The organism is Halomonas sp. KHS3, assembly GCF_000830495.1.
Classification (GTDB): Bacteria; Pseudomonadota; Gammaproteobacteria; order Pseudomonadales; family Halomonadaceae; genus Vreelandella; species Vreelandella titanicae.
In genome coordinates, this window is record NZ_JWHY01000015.1 from 36,381 (window position 1) to 58,317 (window position 21,937).

The window sequence follows — 21,937 nt, forward strand, 5'->3', positions numbered from 1 at the left end:
TCAAGCCACCTCTAATTGCTGGGCAACGATCCACTCTTCCACCCAGGGCACAGCAGCATCGTCGGCCATAAAGGTCTCCATGGCATCGATCTCTAGGCACTCCCCTAAACGCGTCGCGCCATGATCCGCCAGCAGCTCATCAAGCGCGCGGCCAGCGCCACAAAATGTATCACCATACGAGCTATCACCGAGTGCAATGAGTCCGTAGCGAAGTGTGGTAAGCGCAGGACTTTGGTCACGCAACTGCCGGACAAAGGGCACAAAGCTGCCGGGAAAATCACCACTACCAGTGGTCGATACACAAAAAAGCGCCAAATCGGTGTCACCGCTGACAATATCATCAACAGATGGCTGTTCAATAATCTCCACAGCGTAACCGGCCTGTTCAAATAGGGGTTTCACCTGCTCTGCCACATCAAGGGCACCGCCATACATGGTACCCACCAAAATATTTAGCTTCGGCATCGTCACTCCCCTGTCAAAGTGTCACAGTGCCAACCGTCAAGTCGACAAATACCTGATGAATTTGCTCAAATATTAACATGGCTGGTTAGAATGAGACACATCGCCCAAACGGGTGACCCACACGCAGCGCACAGGAGTGGCTATGCAGCAAACCTTCGAGGCTTGGATCACCCCGCTAATGATTAGCGGCCTGATCATATTTATGTGTTTTATTATCTGGGATTTGGCCAAAAAATCGAACGCAGGCAAATTTGGTACCATCATGCTGTTTGTGGTGCTCGGCGCAGGCATGCTGGGTTACGTCATTAAGGTGGTGATTACCTGGCTAATCGAAGGTGGCGGCATGCAGGGGTAGCAAAAGCCATCACTCCACAGGCGCGCTTATCACTATACTCATCACAACAACGCCCATCATAAAAGAGAAAAGGAGCGCCCGAAGGCACTCCTTTTTTATGAAGGGGAGTCTTGCATGACACGAGAGCAGCTACTGAACTGAGAGTACCAGCATTTCTCAAACCAAAAGACTATTCACCGCCTTCATAGTGTTCAACCTGCTGCTTAAGCTTTTGCCCTGGGCGAAACGTCACGACTCTTCGAGCAGAAATGGGAATTTCTTCACCGGTTTTGGGGTTACGCCCTGGTCGCTCGCGCTTATCTCTCAGATCAAAGTTACCAAAACCCGATAGTTTTACCTGTTCGTTCTCACGAAGGCAGGCTCTAATCTCTTCAAAAAAAGCTTCGACCATAGCCTTCGCTTCTCGTTTGGACAGGGCTAGCTCTGCATGCAAATGTTCGGCTAGCTCTGCTTTGGTCAACGCACCCATAAGGCTTCTCCTTATCCTTGAAGCAAACACAGCAACAAACGCTCTGTACCAAACGTACAGTAGCAAACGCATTGCCAAGAACGTGATAAGCATCGTGGCGTAGCCCAGGCACTCACATAGCTACTTAATTAGCCGCGCAGCTCAGCATCTAACTTGACACGCACTTGTGTCACAATTGAATCAACCAACTGATTGATTTCCTCGTCGTTTAGCGTGCGCGATGGATGCTGCCAGGTCAAGCCCAAAGCAATACTCTTGTGCTCTTCGGCCACACCTTTACCTGAATAGACGTCAAATAGCTTGATATCTTGCAGATACTCACCTGCTTGCTGCTTGGCGCAATCCAACAGCGCCTGCACAGGAGTCGCCTCTTTGAGTATAAACGCCAAATCACGGCGCACCTCAGGAAAGCGTGATAACGGTTCAAAGGCAGGAATACGGCCTTGGCTAAGCGCATCCAGACGCACTTCGAAGAGCACCGCATCCATCTTCAAGCCAAGCGTTGCGCGCACCTGAGGGTGCAGGGTACCGATCCAACCCGCAGGCTCTCCACGATGCAGCAGCTGCGCACACTGCCCCGGATGAAGGGCCGGGTGCTCTGCAGGCTCAAAGCGCCATGCGTCAGCGTCACCGCCCAAGGCCAGGACACTCTCCAAATCGCCCTTTAGATCGTAGAAATCCACCCGCCCTTTCGCATCACTCCAGCCCTCTGCTTCCCGCGCACCACAGACCAGAGCACCAAGCATCGGGACTTGTGACAACTCATCCAGTTCGCCGTTGAAAACCAGCCCGGTTTCAAACAGCCGCACGCGGGTTTGCTGACGGTTAAGATTATACTCCATGGCGCGCACCAAGCCGGGAAACAAACTAGCACGCATCACCGACAAATCAGCCGAGATAGGGTTAGCTAGCGCGGGGCTTACAGCATCGGGCAGCATGGTCGCTTGCAGCTCAGGAGCCACAAAGCTGTAGGTAATCGCCTCTTGGAAGCCGCGGGCAACCATCTGGCGGCGCAGCCGTGCCTGGGTAAGCGTTGCCTCGTCTGCTGAACGGAGCGCCAAGCGTGCCGCCGGCCGGCGCACCGGCAAATTATTGTAGCCATGGATACGCGCTACTTCTTCGATGAGATCCTCTTCGATGGCCAGATCAAAACGCCAACTCGGCGCAGTGACTGCCCAGCCGGCATCCTGCACGCTGACTTCAAGCCCTAGGCGTTGCAAGATATCAGTTACATCATCACTATCGAGAGCCTTGGAAAGCGCTTTTTCTAACCGTTCACTGCGCAAGAAAATAGCGCGCTCAGCAGGCATACGCTCAGCACTTTGCGCTTCAACAAGAGGCCCTGCTTGGCCGCCGCAGATATCAATCAAAAGCTGTGTGGCGCGCTCAACGGCAACTGGTGTCAATTGCGGATCGACGCCGCGCTCAAAACGGTGCGATGCATCTGTGTGTAGCCCGTAGGAGCGCGCCTGCCCCGCAATGGCAAGCGGAGTGAAGAACGCTGATTCAAGGAAAATAGTCTGGGTATTTTCATTAACGCCGGAGTTTTCCCCACCCATCACACCTGCCATGGCTAGCGGGCCTGAGCTGTCGGCAATGATCAACGTTTCGGGGCGCAGCGCCATATCACTACCATCAAGCAGTGTTAGCCGTTCGCCCGGCTTGGCCATGCGAACCACTATGCCCTCTTGCAGGTTGTGGCGGTCAAAGGCGTGCATCGGCTGGCCCAATTCCAGCATGACGTAGTTGGTAATATCCACCACTGGGTCAATCGAGCGCACGCCACTGCGGCGAAGACGTTCTACCATCCACAGCGGTGTTTCAGCCTTAACATTAACGCCCTTGATTACGCGACCAATATAGCGCGGGCACTGCTCTGGTGCCTCTACGCTCACCGCGAAGCTATCCTCAACCTCCGCGGCCACCGGTGCGATTACGGGCCCGTTAACCGGCAAACGGTTAAGCACGCCGACCTCTCGCGCCATCCCCTTAATACTCAGGCAGTCTCCCCGGTTGGGCGTCAGATCGACCTCAATCGTCATGTCATTAAGATGCATGAACTCTCTGAAATCGCCCCCCACCGGCGCAGATGACGACAGCACCAGGATGCCGGGCGAGGTCTCTTCTTCAAGCCCCAGCTCCGATGCAGAACAAATCATCCCGCGCGATTCAACGCCGCGTAGCTTGGCTTTTTTGATTTTAAAATCACCTGGCAGCACGCCACCCACCTGGGCAAAGGGGATCTTCTGACCAACATCAACATTGGGTGCACCGCAGACAACCTGCACAGGCTCGCCACTACCGTCATCAACGGTGCACACATTGAGCTTATCCGCGTCAGGGTGCTTCTCTTTACTCAGCACCTCAGCCACCACTACACCGCTGAATGCGGCGGCTACCGGCTCAATAGCGTCGACTTCCAAGCCCGCCATGGTGATTTGGTCGGCCATTGCCTGCGTTTCAAGCTGCGGCGAAACCCACTCACGCAGCCACTGTTCTGAAAATTTCATCGTTGATCCTGTATTCGGCGGCGGTCTTAAGCGAATTGACGTAAAAAACGCAGATCGTTTTCAAAGAACAGGCGTAAATCATTCACGCCGTAGCGCAGCATTGCCAAACGCTCAGCCCCCATTCCGAAGGCAAAACCGGTATAGCGCTCGGTATCAATACCCGAGTGACGAAAGACTTCAGGATGCACCATGCCGCATCCCATCACTTCCAGCCAGCCGCTGTGGGAACAGACACGACAACCTGATCCACTACACATCACACACTGAATATCCACTTCGGCGGAGGGCTCAGTGAATGGAAAGTAGGATGGACGGAAACGCACCGAAAGGTCGTCGCGCTCAAAAAATGCCTGCAGAAAGTCTTCGATCGTTCCTTTAAGGTCGGCAAAGCTAACCCCCTCATCGACCAGCAAGCCCTCCACTTGGTGGAACATGGGGGTGTGAGTCAAATCTGAATCGCTGCGATAGACCCGCCCCGGGCAAACGATACGGATAGGTGGCTCACTACTTTTCATAGTACGCACTTGCACCGGCGAGGTGTGAGTACGCAGCAAGCGCGTGGCGTCAAAATAGAAGGTATCAGCCATACCGCGAGCGGGATGGTGCGCGGGAATGTTGAGGGCTTCGAAGTTGTGATAATCGTCTTCAATTTCAGGCCCTACCGCCACGTCATAACCAATACGTGTGAACAGCCCCTCTATGCGCTCAAGCGTACGCGTGACGGGATGCAACCCACCGCTGGCCTGACCACGCCCTGGCAATGTGACATCGATACTTTCAGCGGCCAAACGGGCATTCAGCGCCTCACTTTCAAGCTGTTCGCGCTTAGCATCAATTTCGTCGGCCAGCGTTTGCTTGGCTTGATTAATACGCTCGCCTGCTGCCGGGCGTTCTTCGGCTGACAGCTTCCCCAGGCCCTTCAGCAAGGCAGTTACCTCACCTTTCTTACCTAAGTAGCGTACTCGTAACTCGTCTAGTGCGGCGACACTCTGCGCAGCCTGAATGGCGTCGCGAGCCTCAGATACCAGAGTAGGAAGGTGATCCATCCGTTTCACTCCGAATTAAGCGGTGTCCATCCGTGAAGATGGCGTGGCACGTTGAAGGTGACAAAAAAACAGGGGAAGAGCGGCTGCTCTTCCCCTGGATGGGTCACTCTGAAATGACCTCAGGCACGTAACACGGGCACAAGCCCTATGCATATTACCTTATTGGGCAGCCTTGGCTTTTTCCACGATGGCAGCAAATGCAGCCTTCTCGTGTACTGCCAAATCGGCCAATACTTTACGGTCGATTTCGATACCGGCTTTCTTAAGACCGCCAACAAAGCGGCTGTAAGACATACCGTTAACACGCGCACCAGCGTTAATACGCTGGATCCATAGCGCGCGGAACTGGCGCTTACGATTGCGACGGTCACGGTAAGCGTACTGACCAGCTTTGATTACAGCTTGCTTGGCAACACGGAAAACGCGTGAACGGGCACCGTAGTAACCTTTGGCAAGCTTCAATACTTTTTTATGGCGACGACGCGCTACTACGCCACGTTTAACTCGAGTCATAACACACTCCTGACTTTAAGGCTGAGGCAAAAAAATTGTGCACTCAGAAAAACGAAAACCCGACTTATAGATTCGGCAGCATACGCTGGATGAGCGCTTTATCAGACGCGTGGATCTGCTTCATTCCACGCAATTGACGCTTACGCTTGGTCGATTTCTTGGTCAAGATGTGGCTACGGTGAGACTGCTTGTGCTTAAAGCCATTAGCAGTCTTCTTGAAGCGCTTGGCAGCGCCGCTGTTGCTTTTGATTTTCGGCATGAGGAAAACTCCGCTCGATATTTTTTAGAAAACCCAGGGCCGACCACCGGTTTAACGGTGGCCCGTTGACATCGCCGTTGGATCACTTCTTTTTCGGGGCAATAATCATGATCATCTGGCGGCCTTCCATTTTAGGAAAGGCCTCTACCACTCCGATCTCTTCCAGGTCTGCCGCGATCCTTTCCATCAGCTTACGGCCGATATCCTGGTGCGCCATTTCACGACCACGGAAGCGCAGTGTGACTTTGCCCTTGTCACCACCTTCCAAAAAGCGCGTCAGGTTTTTAAGCTTGACCTGATAATCGCCTTCATCGGTGCCAGGACGGAATTTGACTTCCTTAACCTGGATTTGCTTCTGCTTCTTCTTTTGAGCCGCTTTCTGCTTCTTGGTCTCAAAAACGAATTTGCCGTAATCCATAATCTTACAGACGATGGGATCGGCATTCGAAATTTGCACGAGATCTAAGCTTTCAGATTCAGCACGCTCTAGCGCTTCGGTGGTGGGCACAACGCCCAACTGCTCACCGTCGCTACCAATAAGGCGTACTTCTTCTTCGACAATTCGCTCGTTCATTGGTGGGCGTTTGTCTGCTGGACGCCCGCGCTGGTTGCTTCTCTTGATCGTTCCGTCTCCTTAGGCCATTGACGATGTCGCCAGGGCTGCTCTCTCGGCAGTATGGCGTTCAATAAATTCATCGACCGTCATTGTACCGAGGTTTTCGCCGCTGCGTGTTCGCACGGCCACTGAGTCAGCTTCGACTTCCTTATCTCCCACCACAAGGAGATAGGGAACTTTCTGTAATGTATGCTCACGGATTTTAAAGCCGATCTTCTCGTTCCTCAAGTCCGCTTTAACACGCAAGCCACTTTTTTGCAGACGTTTCTCCAATTCAAGCGCATATTCACGCTGCGAATCGGTGATAGTCATGACAACCGCCTGCTGAGGCGCAAGCCATAATGGCATAGCGCCCGCATAATGTTCAATCAAGATGCCAATGAAGCGCTCCATGGAGCCTACAATAGCACGATGCAGCATTACCGGCGACTTACGCTGACCTTCTTCAGTCACATACTGAGCCCCAAGCCGCTCTGGCATCATAAAATCGACCTGCATAGTGCCGACCTGCCATTCACGCCCCAGACAGTCTTTCATATGATATTCAATCTTGGGGCCGTAGAACGCGCCTTCGCCAGGAAGTTCCTGCCACTCGACGCCACAAGTTTTCAATGCGCTACGCAGCGCATCTTCTGCCCGATCCCAAACCTCATCACTTCCAATGCGCTTTTCCGGGCGAAGAGCAATTTTAATAGCTATATCTTCAAAGCCGAAATCACTATACACCTTTAGCGCTTGGCGATGAAAATCAGTCACTTCAGGCTCAACTTGAGCTTCAGTACAGAAAACATGGCCATCATCTTGCGTAAATGCCCGCACACGCATAATGCCGTGTAAAGCACCTGAAGGCTCGTTACGGTGGCATCCACCAAACTCACCAAAACGAACGGGCAATTCGCGATAGCTACGCAAACCAGAATTAAACACCTGAACATGTCCAGGGCAGTTCATCGGCTTAAGAGCATACTCACGCTTTTCGGATTCAGTAAAGAACATGCCGTCCGCGTAGTTATCCCAGTGCCCTGATTTTTTCCAAAGCGATACGTCCATAATCTGAGGACAGCGTATTTCTTGATAACCACCCTCTTTATAGACGCCCCGCATATATTGTTCGATCTGCTGCCATAGCGCCCAGCCGTTTGGATGCCAGAATATCATCCCCGGCGCCTCTTCCTGCATGTGGAAGAGATCCAACCGACGCGCCAACTTACGGTGATCGCGTTTCTCCGCCTCTTCGAGACGTTTGACGTAAGCCTTCAGCTGTTTTTTATCACCCCACGCGGTGCCGTAGATACGCGTCAACATAGTATTTGCAGCGTCACCGCGCCAATAAGCACCGGCCAACTTGGTCAACTTAAAGGCTTTTAAGTGGCGGGTATTTGGCACATGAGGCCCGCGGCACATATCGGTGTATTCTTCGTGATGATAAAGCCGGATGGTCGCGTCATCGGGAATATCGCGAACAATTTCCTGCTTATAAGGTTCATCGCGGTGTAAAAAAGTCAGCATTGCCTGGTCACGATCAACATACTCGCGTACCACATCGTACTCACGCTCTATCAGTGACTGCATACGCGCTTCGATGGCTTCCAGGTCTTCCGGTGTGACAGATTGACCAAACTCAATATCGTAGTAGAAACCATCTTCAATAACTGGCCCGATGGCCATTTTGGCCTCGGGGTACATCTGCTTAACCGCATGACCAATGAGGTGAGCGCAGGAGTGGCGAATAATTTCCAGCCCTTCAGCGTCACGGGCAGTAATTATCGCCACCGTTGCGTCTTGCTCGATCAGGTCAGCGGCATCTACCAGCACACCATCGATCTTTCCAGCGATACAGGCCTTAGCCAAACCAGGGCCAATGGATTCTGCGAGCTGCATAATGGTTAGCGGTGCTTCAAACGTCTTTTGACTGCCGTCAGGCAGAGTAACAATAGGCATTCAGATTCCTTGAGCGCAGTGGTGATCCATACCAAGGATCACATATCGCTATCAATGGTCTTGGGAGAGGTGTAAATGTACCAACATAAAACAGCAGCAAGACTAGCAGACTTGCCGACCGCTTAAAATAAAAACGGGAGGCATAAGCCTCCCGTTTCTTTACCTGTGGATTGCCGCTAGCACTTTATAACCAAACCGCAAACCTCAGATGATAAGTGAACTTAGTTCCACTCATCCAGTTCAACGCGACGGTTCTGGAAGCGACCTTCTTCAGTCTCGTTAGAGGCGACCGGACGCTCTTCACCGTAACCTACCGCACGCATGCGGTTAGCTTCTACGCCACGGCTCGCCAAGTAGTTAGCAACAGATTGAGCACGCTCTTGTGACAAGTTTTTGTTGTACTCGTCAGAACCGCGTGAATCAGTGTGGCCTTCGATGCTTACGCGAACATCAGGGTTGCTGACCAAGCGCTCTGCAACACCGTTAAGCACGCTCTGAGCGTTAGAGGTTAACTGAGCAGAATCAAACTCGAAGTTAACATCTTCCAGAACTACGCTATCCGGGCAACCCAGGGCGTTCACTTCTACACCAGCAGGAGTGTTCGGGCACTGATCACGGTAATCGGGCACACCGTCGTTATCGGAGTCAAGCGGGCAACCGTTGGCATTAACTTCAACGCCAGCGGGAGTGCCTGGGCACTGATCGCGGTAGTCCGGCACGCCATCACCGTCAGAATCTAACGGGCATCCCTCGGCGTCAACTGCGACACCAGCAGGCACTTCGCCATAGCTCGGGCACTGAGGTGCAACCGGCTCAGGCGTACGATCAGCACATAGCAGACCGCCGATAGCAGCACCAGCTGCGGCACCAGTAGCAGCACCGCTCTCTTCATCAGAACTACTGCTGGTGGCGTAGCCAATGCTGCCACCGATAACGCCGCCTGCCAGACCACATACCGCAGGGTGCTGGTACCAGCTGCGGTCGCTGCTAGCGCTTGCTTGGCCGGAAGACTGTGAGGCCGAGCTGGCACAGCCAGATAGACCTACTACCAGTGCGGAACCGATGAGCAAGCCAGTCGTTGATTTTTTCATGCAAGACTCCTTCTTGATCCAATGCTGAAATGGCCATAAGTGACCAAATCTATCCAATGCTTCTTATTGCGAGAGCATCCATTTTTCGCCTGCTCCATATCGCTGTTGATAGTATCAAGCTACCAGTACCAATAATCACGTACTAATTACTCAACACCCAGTCGATATAGAGCGATGTGCCTATCATTCACGCTTAAGCGCAGGAAGGCAACAATGCCAAGATATCAACTTCTTGCCAATACCGACATCCTTCAGCATAGCAAAATTGCCGCAATGGGCACTAAAAATTAGCTTGCTATGCTTTTGGGCGGTTTAAACCGCTCAAAACCTGTCATTAATGCAGCGCTTTTCTGCCTTGGGCACGCCATTTCAGCACTGCCCGAGCTGCCTCCAATACGGCATCGCGCATATCATTTTCTACCATCAGCCGCTCTTTGTCTTCCTGCATACGCTCTCGGGGGGACAACTGTTGACGAGCGGTATGGGTATTCAGGTGTTGAGTGCGGCTGTAGTGCTCGGCAAATGCCTTAAATTCAGTTCGTTCCGTTAAACTAGGATCAATGATTTCCAGTAACACCTTGCACCGCCAGGCGCCTTCGGTAATATCGACCTGCTCCTGAACCAGTGCGCTTGCTACATAATCGAGGTTTTCTAAGCTATTTTGTTGGGCGCGAGCGTCTTCATCGCGACGATAAGCTTCTCGACGACTCACCTCTTTGCGTAACGACCATGCGTAGAAACACAACCCTACAATGACTGCAATCGCCACGGCGAGTAATACCAGCGCTACCGTTGAGCTCATGAAACTCCTCATTCAGCGGATAAATTGCTTGACGAAAATTGTACACCCTTATACCACTATTCTGCCAATAGCATCTAGGCTTGCTTCTCTTCTGACTGCATAGCTGTCCAACTCTTGTTTGGATCACCAAGCAAGCGCCGCAGCGTAGTGATCAAGTAATAGCGCCCCAAAAACACCTAATAAATAGCGAATTGAGAACCAGAATGCGCCGATAGGAGCAGCAGGATCCTGACCACGCCACACTCGCCAATTCCACACCATGAAGCGCGCATTCAGGCACAGCACGACCACTAGGTAGAGCGCGCCGCTCATGCCTATCATCACCGGCAGTAAGGTGGCTAACACCGTTAACCACCCATACAGCCAAATTTGCAGCCGCGTAAAAGGAATGCCGTGGGTAACGGGCAGCATGGGGATACCAGCCCGGGCATAATCATCGCGCTTGTGAATGGCCAGCGCCCAAAAATGGGGCGGCGTCCAGGCAAAAATAATCAGCATTAAAAGCAAAGGCTCGGGGGTAATTTGCCCAGTAATAGCGACCCACCCCAGCAGTGGCGGCGCAGCGCCAGCAACGCCTCCAATGACGATATTTTGTGGTGTCGCCCGCTTTAAAAAAGCGGTATAAATCAGCGCATAACCAATTAGGGAGGCAAAGGTTAGCGCAGCCGTTAAATGGTTAACCTGCCACACCAATAGCGCCACACCCGCGACTGAAAGCAAGCACGCCCAACCTAGAGCGATTGCCACGGGTAGACGTTTACTTGCCAAAGGACGACGAGACGTTCGTGTCATTACCGCGTCCAAGTGGCGGTCGATGACATGGTTAAAAGCCGCCGCACCGCAAGAGGCCAAGCCGATACCGGCTAGCCCAAGGACTACGTTCGTCAATGGTGGTAGGCCCGGGGTTGCTAACGCCATTCCTACGGCAGCACACACCAACATAACGGCAACAACTTTCATCTTGCACAGACCAAGGAGCTCTTTCCAGCCCCACACCATAGAAGGCACTGCCGTGGGTAGCGTCATTGTTATATTTCGCATGGCATGCTTCCCTTTTATTGAACGATAACGTTGTTATAAGGTGAATGAGTCGTCGTTGAGTAAACGCCAGCCTCATGATAGCGCCAACGCCACCAGGCCCAAACGAGCCCAACGGCCAACGCAATGGCGCCCGCTGTGTGCAGTAGCGCCAGCCAAAGCGGCAACCAAAGCACCACATTGGCCACCCCCAATGCAGCCTGCAGCACATACAAACCGACGACAATCGCTAGCGGCCTTACCACATTCTGCCACTGTCGATAACGCCACCAGAGCACTATTAGCCCGACACCAAGCAACAATGCCCCCAGGCGATGTACCACTTGAATCGCGGTACGTGCATCGGCATGTAAATGCCCATGTAGGTAATTGGGCCCCACGGTCTGGGTAAGATGGAAGCCCTCGCTGATATCCATCGCGGGCATCCACTGGCCATTACAAGTAGGAAAACCTTGGCAGGCAATACCGGCATAATTGCTGGACACCCACCCACCTAGAGCCAATTGCACTACCAGCAAACATGCCGCAATACCCCACCACGCATTCACTCGCCGAGGCTCACTTGTTGGCTTTGGCGCCACAGCGAGGCGTAAGCGAAGATGCAGCCAAAAGAGCAGCAGCAGCACACTCAACCCGCCCAGGAGGTGAAGGGTAACGACTTGAGGCCATAACTTGAGCGTAACGGTGAAGGCACCAAAGGCGCCCTGGAGCAAAATAACCACCAGCAGCATCAAGCTTAGGTGCCATGGGTAATCGCGACGATGACGCAACGGCCAGCCCAAGGCTACAACGCTAACGATCACCAATCCCAGCAGCGTCGCGATATAGCGATGTACCATTTCTACCCACGCTTTAAAGGGCTCCAACGGGACATCGGGATGATGAAGCGTGGCAAGATCATTATCAGGAACTAATAGCTTGCCGTAGCAACCCGGCCAGTCAGGGCAGCCTAAACCAGCATCGACTAAACGCGTCCAGGCGCCTACCAGCATCACTACGGCAGTAAATAGAGTACCTACCAGCGTTAATCGCACTAACCAGCGCAAGCGGCGCTCAAATGAATCGTGCATGGCGTTTCCTTAACAGCAGAGGCTAGCGCGCTTTATTGAGGATTCACTTTAAGTAGATGCTGGATATCCTCGAGCACATCCTCAGTGGCTACGTTGGCCTCAAAGGCCAGTGCTGGTCGCCCCATTGGATCAAGCAGCCAAGCCGAGTTGGCTTGACGCCACGGAGGTAAGTGCTGCCATTCGCTGGTCATTTCTCCTGGCAGCGATTCGGGATCCCCACCAATCCGTAAGCGAGTTAACCTCGGCGCTTCGCGCCCTAAAGCACGGTGTAAACGCCACAACTCATCCTTACGCTGCTCACACTGCTGAGAGCAGTCAAAGGCCAAGACCCACTCCTCTTGGCTATTGACCGCAGCTATTGTTAAAGGCCACTCGTCAAGCATGGGCAATTCCAGCTCCACATTTCCGTGAGCAGTATAGCGATCGGGAATACCGATGCGTAACTCGACCATTCCCCAAGCAGCGACCATGGGCGCCGCAAAAACGACAAAAATAAGGATTAACTTGAGCCGCTGACGGCGAATATGTCTGGCGTCCTGCATACTTTTCACCTCTGTTTATTTTTATTAACTAAAGCTTTTTTATCAGCGCCATCGCGACGCAGTTTATATCCGCCAATAAACATCACCATCAAGGCCGCCAGTGCCAGCCCCCACCATTGAAAGGCATAGCCCATATGCCGACTGGGCGGCATCACATTGGCTTCCCACCATGGGATTAAGACCCCATCGCCTTCGCTGGCGTGCAACCAGCCTGGGTAACTAAACGCGCCTAGCGAAGCGTGCCAGGGTTCAAGGCTAAGCTGCTGCAGCCTTGCCCCTTCTCTATTTTCCCCATATAGCGGCCCGCCAGACTGTACCTCCTGCCACTCGCCAATCACTTCGACCGTACCGCTGGGTGTGGTTGTCTGCGGCGTTTCGCGACGCGGCCCGGTGGCTAAAAAGCCACGCTGTACCAGCCAAAGCTGCCCGAAACTATCACGCAGCGGGGTTAGTACGGCCACCCCCACTCTTCCGTCTACAACGCGATTATCCAAATAGAGCGTTTGCTCCGCCAAATACTGCCCACGCAACGTTACCTGGGCGCCTTGCGCTGGCTGCTCGGTAGGCTGCACTAAGGTAGGGGCTGCATCGCGAACGGCGATGGCCAACCGCTTGTCATCTGCCCGTTCCCACTGCCATAGTCCTAAACTAATACCTAACGCCACCAGCAAACTCCAAAACAGATACCAACTATAAAAACGCCATTGCCGAGAGGGATTCATCATGTGGTTACAACTACTCATTGCCGCCGTGTTTATTGCGATGGTTATCAGCTTGGCCGTAGGCGCCATTTTCCTGATTAGAGATAACGTCTCTTCCCGCCGCCTACTACTCTCTCTCAAATGGAGAATTGGATTAGCCTGTCTGCTCATGGCCCTCATTATTTTCGGCTATTGGTCGGGCCAGTTAGGCTAATGCGGTTATAAGACGTAGACAAAAATAAACAGCCCAACCCACACCACATCAACAAAGTGCCAGTACCAGCAAGAGGCTTCAAAACCAAAATGGTTTTCGTCGCCAAAGTGGCCCTTGATAATGCGTACCAGCATGGTGGCTAAAATCAGCGTGCCGATAATCACGTGCACACCATGAAAGCCGGTCAAAATAAAGAATGTTGCCCCGAAAATTCCGGCTTCCAAGGTAATGCCATAATGGGCGTAGGCCTCGTAGTATTCGACACCCTGGATCATGATAAAGCAGCAACCCAATAGCACCGTTCCCGTTAGCCAGTTGCGGCAAGTCTTCCGGTCACCCACTTTTAAAGCTTCGTGAGCAACGGTGAGCGTGATGCTGGAAGTTATCAAAATCAGCGTGTTGACGAGAGGCAGTTGCCACGGGCTAAAGACTTGTTCAGGGCCGGCAATGGATGAGTCCGGTGGATTCAACAACGGCCAAGTGGCGACAAAGTCAGGCCATAGTAATGCGGAAACACCTTTTGCCCCCTCTCCCCCTAACCATGGAATAGCAAACATGCGTACGTAAAACAGCGCGCCAAAAAAGGCGGCAAAAAACATTACTTCCGAAAAAATGAACCAGCCCATCCCCCAACGAAATGAGCGATCCATCTGCTCATCATAAAGCCCTCCCCGAGACTCACTAATGACGTCACGGAACCAGAGCCCCATCACCGCAAGAATGCCTACCACACCGATTAACACCAGCGGTAACCCGGTGTCATAAACGAGTTTAATGCCCGTGCCGACCATCATGGCGCCTAGGGCAACCGAGCCGAGAACAGGCCATCGGCTACTCGCCGGAACATAATAGCTACCACTGCTCATATCGCTTCTCCCGCCGCTTTATTGTTTTTAGGCGTGTTACTGAGATTGTTTATAGGGTCGTTTACAAGCTCGTTGTTAGCGCTGCTCTTAAGCGTATTATCCAATGCAGCATTTTGAATCACATGCTCTATCGGGTAGAGGGTATACACCAGTGTAATAGTATTAATATCGTCGGGCAGATCACGCGCTAGCTGGAATACCAACGGTATGGTTAACCGCTCATTACCCTGCAACTGCTGCTCCTGAAAGCAGAAACAGCTGATTTTACGTAGATGCGTCGTGGCAGTAGAGGGAGACACACTGGGCACTGCTCTCCCCCAGCTTTCGCTACTGCTATTATTGGTGAAGGTAAAATCGACTTCCGCCATTTGCCCGGGGTGCACACTCATCTGGCGCATTTCAACGCTCATTTGCCACGGCAGGCCCGGGCTACCACGCGTGATAAATTGCACATTTATATAGCGCGACTCATCGACTTCTTCGTGCACGACGCTCTTCGCAGTGGCGTCCACCTTGCCGTTAATACCAGTAATGCTACAAAAAACGTCATAAAGCGGCACTAGTGCAAAGGCAAAGCCAAACATGCCTATCAATACGGCGATTGTTCTAATAACCGTGCGGCGCACACCTACCTTTGCCTGCTCTTGGCTATCCATAACACCTCTTAGGCCAGTGACCCATGTGCTTTATGTCATTGCTAGTGGGACGTACGATGAAACACTGGCGGCGTTTCAAACGTATGCAGTGGTGCTGGACTAGGCACCGTCCATTCTAAATCCTCGGCCCCCTCCCAGGCTTTTGCTGGCGCTTTTTTGCCACCGCGCACGCACAGTATGACGCCCAATACAAAGAGCAGTTGAGATGCGCCAAAGAAGAAGGCACCGATGCTTGAGAGTAAATTAAAGTCCGCAAACTGAAGGGCGTAGTCAGGGATCCGCCGCGGCATTCCCGCCAAGCCTGCGAAGTGCATGGGGAAGAAGGTTAGATTGACACCAATAATCGAGAACCAGAAGTGCCACTGGGCCAGCTTCTCATTGGGGTAATGCCCGGTCCATTTAGGCAGCCAGTAATAGACCCCCGCCATAATCGCAAAGATTGCCCCCGGGACTAGCACATAGTGAAAGTGGGCAACGACGAAGTAGGTATCGTGATACTGAAAATCCGCCGGTGCAATCGCCAACATAAGCCCTGAAAAACCACCAATGGTAAACAGCACCACGAAAGCCAGAGCAAACAGCATCGGCGATTCAAAACTAATCGAGCCGCGAAACAGTGTGGTTACCCAGTTAAATACCTTCACGCCGGTTGGCACGGCGATCAGCATGGTGGAATACATAAAGAACAACTCTGCCACCAAAGGTAGACCCACTATAAACATATGGTGGGCCCAGACTAAAAATGACAGCAGTGCAATGGCCGCAGTGGCGTACACCATGGAAGCGTAACCAAACAAAGGCTTACGCGCGAAGGTGGGGATAATCGCTGAGACAATACCAAAAGCTGGCAGAATCATAATGTATACTTCGGGATGCCCAAAGAACCAGAATAGATGCTGGAACAACACCGGATCCCCACCACCTGCCGCATCAAAGAAGCTGGTGCCAAAGTTGATATCCATCAACATCATCGTGATGACACCCGCTAGCACCGGCATTACCGCAATTAATAGGAAAGCGGTAATCAGCCATGTCCATACGAATAGCGGCATATCCATTAAACGCATACCCGGCGCACGCATATTTAAAATGGTCGCGATGATGTTGATGGCACCGAGAATAGAACTAATACCGGCAATATGTAGCGCAAGAATAAAGAAAGTTGTCGAAGGTGGAGCAAAATTCGTCGACAGCGGTGCATAAAACGTCCAACCAAAATTAGGGCCGCCGCCGGGCATGAGTAGCGTTGAAAGTAGCAGTGTGAATGACACAGGAAGAAGCCAAAAACTGAAGTTATTCAACCGAGGTAACGCCATATCTGGCGCGCCAATCTGTAGCGGTATCATCCAGTTGGCTAAGCCGGTAAAAGCAGGCATTACCGCACCAAACACCATGATCAAGCCATGCATGGTGGTCATCTGATTGAAAAATTCAGGCTCGACCAGCTGCAGGCCGGGCTGGAAAAGCTCGGCCCTGACCACCAGGGCAAATATCCCTCCGATGAAAAACATCGTCAGCGAAAAAATCAAATAAAGGGAGCCAATCTCTTTATGATTGGTGGTCAGTAGCCAGCGAAAAATGCCTTTCGGCGGCGCAGCATGACCATGGGACTGCCCATCGGCGACGGCCGTGGTGCTATGTTGCAGCGGTGGCTGAGGAGGTAGTTTGGGCGCCATGTGTCTCTCCGAAATATTGTTGTCTAATTGAGTGGCAAACCAACATCACTGGGCAATTAACTCAGCTACTGCAGAGGGCTGCACGACATCACCCGTATCATTACCCCAGGCGTTACGCGTATAGGTGACCACAGCCGCTATCTCAACAGGGTTTAAGGTGCTACGGAAAGCAGGCATAGCAGCACCCGATACACCGTTGACGACCCTATCTAGATGCCAATCCACATCATTGATGAGCTGTTCGTTATTTGCCAACGCGGGAAAGGCGGGTGGAGAACCTTGGCCTTCGGCCTGATGACAAGAGGAGCAGATCGATTGATACACTGATTCGCCGCGCTCAACTAGCTCATCCATTGCCCATTCACGGTCAACCCCCATGGCTTCCTGCTCAGCAGCCTCTTTGCGCTCAGCTAGCCAGCCATCAAACTCCTCCTCCTCCACAGCGTGCACCACCACAGGCATAAAGCCGTGGTCGATACCGCACAGCTCAGCGCACTGCCCGCGGTAAATACCCGGCTCGTTGATCTTCACCCAATTCTCATTGATAAAGCCGGGAATCGTATCCTGCTTAACCGCTAAATCCGGCACCCACCAAGAGTGAATAACGTCATCTGAGGTCATTAGAAAGCGTACTTTACGATTTATCGGCAGCACCAGCGGCTCATCAACCTCTAATAGGTAGTGCTCTCCGCGAGTTTCTTCTCCGCTGATTTGCGTTCTCGGCGTACTCATATTAGAGGTGAATGCCACATCTTCCCCCAGGTATTCATAGCGCCAACGCCACTGCTGGCCGGTAATCATTACATCCAACTCGGCGTCTGATGAGTCATACATGTTTTTTAAAGTTGCGGTGGCGGGCACCGCCATACCTACCAGGATCAAGATAGGGATAGCTGTCCATAACACTTCCACACTAGTGTGCTCATGAAAGTGGGCGGCCTTTGCACCTTTGGAATGGCGATAGCGAAACAGGGAGTAGAACATTGCCCCAAATACCACCAATCCAATCACGACACATATCCAGAATATGGTCATGTGCAGGCCGTAAATATCGCTACTCACATCGGTAACGCCGACAGGCATGTTCCAACCGTTCGTTTGAGCCTGCGATCCACTTGCAGCAAGGGATACGGCCATTAGCCACCACCGTGAACGCATAGAGACCTCCAGTTTTATTGTTGTTATTTCTTATCGTTAGATTAGGGTAGGATGAAATTAGATATTAGCAGTATAGAAAATATGTGCGATTCGTCACGCTTTGCTTATTTAACGCTATCAACGCTTTTCAGCGGGCCGCAAACATGGCCAAAAAAACAAGCATCAAAACGAACAGTAGCGTGATCACCACCCCCGTAACGAGGTAGGCTGCGGGCCTGCCACTGCTAAAGTCCTCTTCCCGCTTTTGATTACTTTGAACGCCTAGTAGGGCTGCTAACACTGACTTGACTACAGACCACATACCACCTCCGGTTTTCTTTGGCTCTCGTATCAGTCTAAGGCTGAAGGGTTAGCCACTATTATCATAGACCTACATAAGCATTTACAGCCACGTAAATGACCACCTATAGTTTCTCAATGTGAGATACTCAGCCAATTCTCAGGATCAGCGCCACCCAATGGAGTGCCTTATGCTCAAGCGCCACCTCGCCTTACCCATCACACTGTTTTTGATCATTCCACTGCTGCTGGCAGGCTGCACGACTTACACTTGGCCGGATGGGTCTAAGGAAACCGTCATCGGCGTAGTACCTGAAGAAGAGAATCAACGCTATGAGGAAGAACGCGTAGATGGCGTGCGCTATCGCATTCCCGATGAAATCCCGGAAAAGCGCAGCGAGTAATTATCGGAGTCGAAGCAGCGAAACCGGTCACGCCTTTCGCTTGGTATGCGCAGTGGCGGGTGCTGTCAGTGGGTCTTCAGGCCAGGGATGCTTTGGATAGCGACCGCGCATCTCTTTGCGTACTTCAGGATAACCCTTCTGCCAAAAGCTAACCAAGTCCTGGGTGACTTGCAACGGCCGACGCGCGGGAGAAAGCAGGTGAATCATTACGGCAACGGCACCATCGACAACGGTGGGCGTTACCCGCCAGCCAAAGGCCTCTTGCAGTTTCAACGCTAACACAGGTGGCCGCTGGGAAAGGCACGGCAGGTAGTCTAAGCCAACCTGTTTGCCGCTAGGAACCTCAAGCGCTAATGGGGTTAACTGCTCGAATTCACGTTGTGCTTCCCAGCTCAGTGAATTGAGCAAATAGCGCTCTAGCGGCAATTTCTCAATTTGACTCAACCGTTTAATACCGATTAGGTAAGGGGTTAGCCAGTTCTCTAATGAGGCTAATAGCGCTGGCTCGGACCAGTCGGGCCACTCGTCCCCCTGGTACTCGCGAAGTAGCGCCATTCGCCCGCACAACTGCTGTAAATTATCGCCAAATAACTGCTCGGGCCGCTGGCGTAGTGCATTCAATAGCGCCTCTTTCACCGCCTCCTCGGGTAAGTGTGCTAGAGGTCGTTTGGCAATGACGAGGCTGCCGTGAGCTTGCACCTCTTCACCAATTAAACGGCCCTGTTCTTGCGACCACGCCACTCGTGGCTGCCATTGGCGAATACCAGGATATAGCGAAAGCAGCGACTCAAGTGATAGCGGTTCGCCTGAGATGATCCGCGCCTGGTCGCCAGCCGCACTATTTAATGCGACAGCGACAACGTAGTCTTGATGCGCCAACGTATCGTTTAACGGCAGCGTAGCGGTTTTGCCATTGGCAAGCCGAAACTTACCCGGCTCAATTGACTGGCCAAGGCGCTCAGGGTACGCCAGCGCTAAGAGCGGCCCAAGCGGTACTAGCACGGCGTCATTAAGTGCCACTCCTGCTCGCTTAGCCAGCCTAAGCGCTTCGCGATGCCAACTGGGGAAGCGTTTAGGCTGACGAAGACGCAGTGCTAACGCATCATGCAGGGATCGCTCGTTGCTGTCGCGCTCTTCAAGGAGTGCCGCTATTCCACAGGCTAGTGGTACAGTATTAAACTCTGAAGCCCGCTCCAGCATCACGGCAACTCTCGGTTCAACTGGCCATTTGGCACAGCGGCTACCTAGAGGGGTAAGCTTATGCTCATGATCTAACACGCCTAGTTGCTGGAGCAGCGATTGGCCACTGCGCCAGGCTCCCTCCGGCGGCGGCGTTACCCAGCTTAGCGATTGGGGTGATGCGATGCCCCAGCACGCCAGTTCGAGCACTAGCGATGAGAGATCCGCTTGCTGAATTTCAGGCTCACCATAAGGCGCCAACGTCTGCTCCTGGGCCCAGAGCCGAAAACAACTGCCTTCCCGCTGACGCCCTGCACGCCCCCGACGCTGATCGGCACTGGCGCGATTGATCCGCCGGGTCGTTAAACGGGTTAGCCCGGTACGCGGCTGAAAAAGTGGCACCCGCTCCAGGCCACCGTCAATCACCACATTCACACCATCCACGGTAATGCTCGATTCGGTGATGGCGGTGGAGACGATAATGCGCTGTTTCGATGTATTCGCCGCCAAGGCTGCCTGCTGTTCAGCAATACTCATTCTGCCGTGCAGCGGCCGAATCGCCAGATGGGGCAGCTTTTTTTCCAGCGCCTGAACCAAGCGATTAATTTCGGCGACACCGGGCAAGATTACCAGTATGCCTTGAGTACCAGGCAGTGATAGCGCTTCCTCAACCACCCGAAGTGCGTGGCTAATGCTCTCCTCACCACTCAGGGAAGGACGATAAGCCGTCGCCACAGGATACTGACGCCCATGGCACTCAATAACAGGTACTTGCTCGCCCAACACCCGCTTGAGCGCTTCGACATCCAAGGTTGCCGACATCACCAGTAGGCGCAAATCATCGCGAATACTGGTCTGCACATCCAGCGTTAGCGCCAATCCCACATCAGCTTCTAAACTGCGTTCATGGAACTCATCAAAAATGATCCCGGCAACGCCTTCTAACAGCGGGTCATCTTGCAGCATGCGAGTGAGTACGCCCTGGGTGACTACTTCCAAGCGGGTTTGCGCGCTCACACAGCTATCACCGCGCATGCGATACCCCACCGTTTGGCCAACGTCTTCACCCAATTGCCGGGCCATAAAGCTGGCTGCCAAACGCGCAGCTACACGACGAGGCTCAAGTAACAGTAGTTTTTGCCCTTTGACCCACTCTTCTTCAAGTAAACAGAGCGGCACGCGGGTGGTTTTACCCGCCCCCGGCTGGGCAATCAGCATCAGCCGATTATGGGTAGTCAAGATGGTTTTAAGCGGATCAAGATACTGATCAATAGGCAAAGCGCTCATGTGAAGGTCACTTTTCCACACTGTGAGCGTCTGCACTGCTTTTAGGTGCAGAATTATTGGGCGCGGGTGAAGTAACGCCGCAGCCTTTTAGAATAACGTGCTCAAGAAAGCTGGAGATGGATTCAAGGTCATCCTCGGTTAACGCATCGCGGCCTAGAATACCGCTGACCTGGGCACTATATTCAGTGTAGTGCTGGGTGGCAGACCAAATCAGGAAAATAAGCCAGCGCGGATCGACAGCATCCATTTTTCCCTGGGCTGACCACTGGCGAATGATCGCGGCACGAGAGGAGACCCAATCGCGTAACTCGCCGCCCAGATAATCACTTAAGAAGGGAGCACCGGCTAAAATTTCCGCCGCAAAAAGTTTTGAGCCTTCGGGATAGCGCTGCCCCAGCACCATTTTAGTGCGAATAAAGTCACTGAGTACCGTCGCAGGATCACTATCAGGAGTAATGTCTTCAAGCACTTCGTTCCAGCGGCGCATCATGCGGTTAAGCAGTCGCACATAAAGCGCTTGCTTACTGCCCATGTAGTACAAAATATTGGCTTTGGGGAGACCGACTCGATCAGCGATCATTTGCAAGCTCGCCCCGCGGTAGCCGTGCTGAGAGAACACCTCCTCAGCGGCCACCAGAATATTTGTTTCTATTCTTTCCCGGCTAGGGCTTTCATGAGTGGCAGAGACGGCGGTCATTAACAGTATTCCCCAATAGCGTGAGTGATTGTTAGCTTGAATGTTTAGTTACACATGAATGCTTAGCTGGGTGAGAAGATAGGCTGGGCTGCCCCAAAAGTTA

Annotated in this window: 24 protein-coding genes; 3 read left to right on the forward strand and 21 right to left on the reverse strand. The window is 52.7% G+C overall.

What is annotated here, in order from left to right:
* The gene (locus tag RO22_RS22610; RefSeq protein ID WP_041159464.1) at window positions 1–465 is read right to left on the reverse strand and encodes a flavodoxin; all 465 of its coding nucleotides are present in this window, start codon (window positions 463–465) and stop codon (window positions 1–3) included.
* 142 nt (window positions 466–607) lie between these two features.
* On the opposite strand from RO22_RS22610, the gene RO22_RS22615 reads away from it, so the two are divergent.
* A complete protein-coding gene (locus tag RO22_RS22615; RefSeq protein ID WP_022523302.1) occupies window positions 608–820 on the forward strand; it encodes a DUF2788 domain-containing protein in 213 nt (70 codons plus the stop codon).
* Between the two features lie 169 nt (window positions 821–989).
* On the opposite strand, the gene RO22_RS22620 is transcribed toward RO22_RS22615, so the two are convergent.
* The 13 genes from RO22_RS22620 to RO22_RS22680 form a co-directional block, all read right to left on the reverse strand.
* A complete protein-coding gene (locus RO22_RS22620; RefSeq protein WP_022523301.1) occupies window positions 990–1,289 on the reverse strand; it encodes an integration host factor subunit alpha in 300 nt (99 codons plus the stop codon).
* 128 nt (window positions 1,290–1,417) lie between these two features.
* Window positions 1,418–3,799: a phenylalanine--tRNA ligase subunit beta gene (gene pheT / locus RO22_RS22625; protein ID WP_039859814.1), complete on the reverse strand. Its 2,382-nt coding sequence runs from the start codon at window positions 3,797–3,799 to the stop codon at window positions 1,418–1,420.
* 26 nt (window positions 3,800–3,825) lie between these two features.
* Window positions 3,826–4,845: a phenylalanine--tRNA ligase subunit alpha gene (gene pheS, locus RO22_RS22630; protein WP_022523299.1), complete on the reverse strand. Its 1,020-nt coding sequence runs from the start codon at window positions 4,843–4,845 to the stop codon at window positions 3,826–3,828.
* 159 nt (window positions 4,846–5,004) lie between these two features.
* Window positions 5,005–5,358 (reverse strand): 50S ribosomal protein L20, encoded by a 354-nt coding sequence (gene rplT, locus RO22_RS22635; RefSeq protein WP_007114344.1) that lies wholly within the window; start codon window positions 5,356–5,358, stop codon window positions 5,005–5,007.
* Between the two features lie 64 nt (window positions 5,359–5,422).
* A complete protein-coding gene (gene rpmI, locus RO22_RS22640) occupies window positions 5,423–5,617 on the reverse strand; it encodes a 50S ribosomal protein L35 (RefSeq protein ID WP_027959586.1) in 195 nt (64 codons plus the stop codon).
* Window positions 5,618–5,699: 82 nt separating this feature from the next.
* Complete coding sequence (gene infC, locus RO22_RS22645; protein WP_009287797.1) at window positions 5,700–6,191, reverse strand: translation initiation factor IF-3; 492 nt, start codon at window positions 6,189–6,191, stop codon at window positions 5,700–5,702.
* 60 nt (window positions 6,192–6,251) lie between these two features.
* Window positions 6,252–8,174 (reverse strand): threonine--tRNA ligase, encoded by a 1,923-nt coding sequence (gene thrS, locus RO22_RS22650; protein WP_009287796.1) that lies wholly within the window; start codon window positions 8,172–8,174, stop codon window positions 6,252–6,254.
* A 221-nt stretch (window positions 8,175–8,395) separates the two neighbouring features.
* A complete protein-coding gene (locus RO22_RS22655) occupies window positions 8,396–9,265 on the reverse strand; it encodes an OmpA family protein (RefSeq protein ID WP_022523297.1) in 870 nt (289 codons plus the stop codon).
* Window positions 9,266–9,599: 334 nt separating this feature from the next.
* Window positions 9,600–10,067, reverse strand: coding sequence for a DUF2489 domain-containing protein (locus tag RO22_RS22660; RefSeq protein WP_022523296.1), 468 nt, complete (start codon window positions 10,065–10,067; stop codon window positions 9,600–9,602).
* Window positions 10,068–10,190: 123 nt separating this feature from the next.
* Complete coding sequence (cyoE, locus tag RO22_RS22665; protein ID WP_022523295.1) at window positions 10,191–11,108, reverse strand: heme o synthase; 918 nt, start codon at window positions 11,106–11,108, stop codon at window positions 10,191–10,193.
* 14 nt (window positions 11,109–11,122) lie between these two features.
* A complete protein-coding gene (locus RO22_RS22670) occupies window positions 11,123–12,175 on the reverse strand; it encodes a COX15/CtaA family protein (RefSeq protein WP_009287793.1) in 1,053 nt (350 codons plus the stop codon).
* A gap of 32 nt (window positions 12,176–12,207) precedes the next feature.
* Window positions 12,208–12,717 (reverse strand): hypothetical protein, encoded by a 510-nt coding sequence (locus RO22_RS22675; RefSeq protein WP_041159465.1) that lies wholly within the window; start codon window positions 12,715–12,717, stop codon window positions 12,208–12,210.
* Window positions 12,718–12,722: 5 nt separating this feature from the next.
* Window positions 12,723–13,442, reverse strand: a complete 720-nt coding sequence (locus RO22_RS22680) for an SURF1 family protein (RefSeq protein ID WP_041159466.1) — start codon at window positions 13,440–13,442, stop codon at window positions 12,723–12,725.
* Here RO22_RS22680 and RO22_RS22685 point away from each other — a divergent pair.
* On the forward strand, window positions 13,441–13,632 hold the full coding sequence (locus tag RO22_RS22685) for a DUF2909 family protein (RefSeq protein WP_022523292.1): 192 nt from the start codon (window positions 13,441–13,443) through the stop codon (window positions 13,630–13,632). The two genes, RO22_RS22680 and RO22_RS22685, sit on opposite strands and share 2 nt — an antisense overlap.
* Before the next feature lie 5 nt (window positions 13,633–13,637).
* Here RO22_RS22685 and RO22_RS22690 read toward each other — a convergent pair whose 3' ends face one another.
* From RO22_RS22690 to RO22_RS24355, 5 genes are all read right to left on the reverse strand, one after another.
* Window positions 13,638–14,498 carry a cytochrome c oxidase subunit 3 gene (locus tag RO22_RS22690; RefSeq protein ID WP_022523291.1) on the reverse strand — a complete coding sequence of 287 codons (861 nt, stop codon included), beginning with the start codon at window positions 14,496–14,498 and terminating at the stop codon, window positions 13,638–13,640.
* Window positions 14,495–15,154: a cytochrome c oxidase assembly protein gene (locus tag RO22_RS22695; RefSeq protein ID WP_022523290.1), complete on the reverse strand. Its 660-nt coding sequence runs from the start codon at window positions 15,152–15,154 to the stop codon at window positions 14,495–14,497. The genes RO22_RS22690 and RO22_RS22695 overlap by 4 nt, the downstream gene beginning before the upstream one ends.
* Before the next feature lie 41 nt (window positions 15,155–15,195).
* Window positions 15,196–16,830 (reverse strand): cytochrome c oxidase subunit I, encoded by a 1,635-nt coding sequence (gene ctaD / locus RO22_RS22700; RefSeq protein WP_009287788.1) that lies wholly within the window; start codon window positions 16,828–16,830, stop codon window positions 15,196–15,198.
* A gap of 45 nt (window positions 16,831–16,875) precedes the next feature.
* Window positions 16,876–17,988: a cytochrome c oxidase subunit II gene (coxB, locus tag RO22_RS22705; RefSeq protein WP_009287787.1), complete on the reverse strand. Its 1,113-nt coding sequence runs from the start codon at window positions 17,986–17,988 to the stop codon at window positions 16,876–16,878.
* Window positions 17,989–18,115: 127 nt separating this feature from the next.
* Window positions 18,116–18,289 (reverse strand): DUF2970 domain-containing protein, encoded by a 174-nt coding sequence (locus tag RO22_RS24355; protein WP_081742603.1) that lies wholly within the window; start codon window positions 18,287–18,289, stop codon window positions 18,116–18,118.
* Window positions 18,290–18,458: 169 nt separating this feature from the next.
* On the opposite strand from RO22_RS24355, the gene RO22_RS22710 reads away from it, so the two are divergent.
* On the forward strand, window positions 18,459–18,671 hold the full coding sequence (locus tag RO22_RS22710) for a hypothetical protein (RefSeq protein WP_022523287.1): 213 nt from the start codon (window positions 18,459–18,461) through the stop codon (window positions 18,669–18,671).
* Window positions 18,672–18,698: 27 nt separating this feature from the next.
* On the opposite strand, the gene hrpB is transcribed toward RO22_RS22710, so the two are convergent.
* Window positions 18,699–21,137: an ATP-dependent helicase HrpB gene (gene hrpB, locus RO22_RS22715; RefSeq protein WP_041159467.1), complete on the reverse strand. Its 2,439-nt coding sequence runs from the start codon at window positions 21,135–21,137 to the stop codon at window positions 18,699–18,701.
* Window positions 21,138–21,144: 7 nt separating this feature from the next.
* Complete coding sequence (locus RO22_RS22720) at window positions 21,145–21,834, reverse strand: TetR family transcriptional regulator C-terminal domain-containing protein (protein WP_041159468.1); 690 nt, start codon at window positions 21,832–21,834, stop codon at window positions 21,145–21,147.
* Window positions 21,835–21,937: the final 103 nt, after the last annotated feature.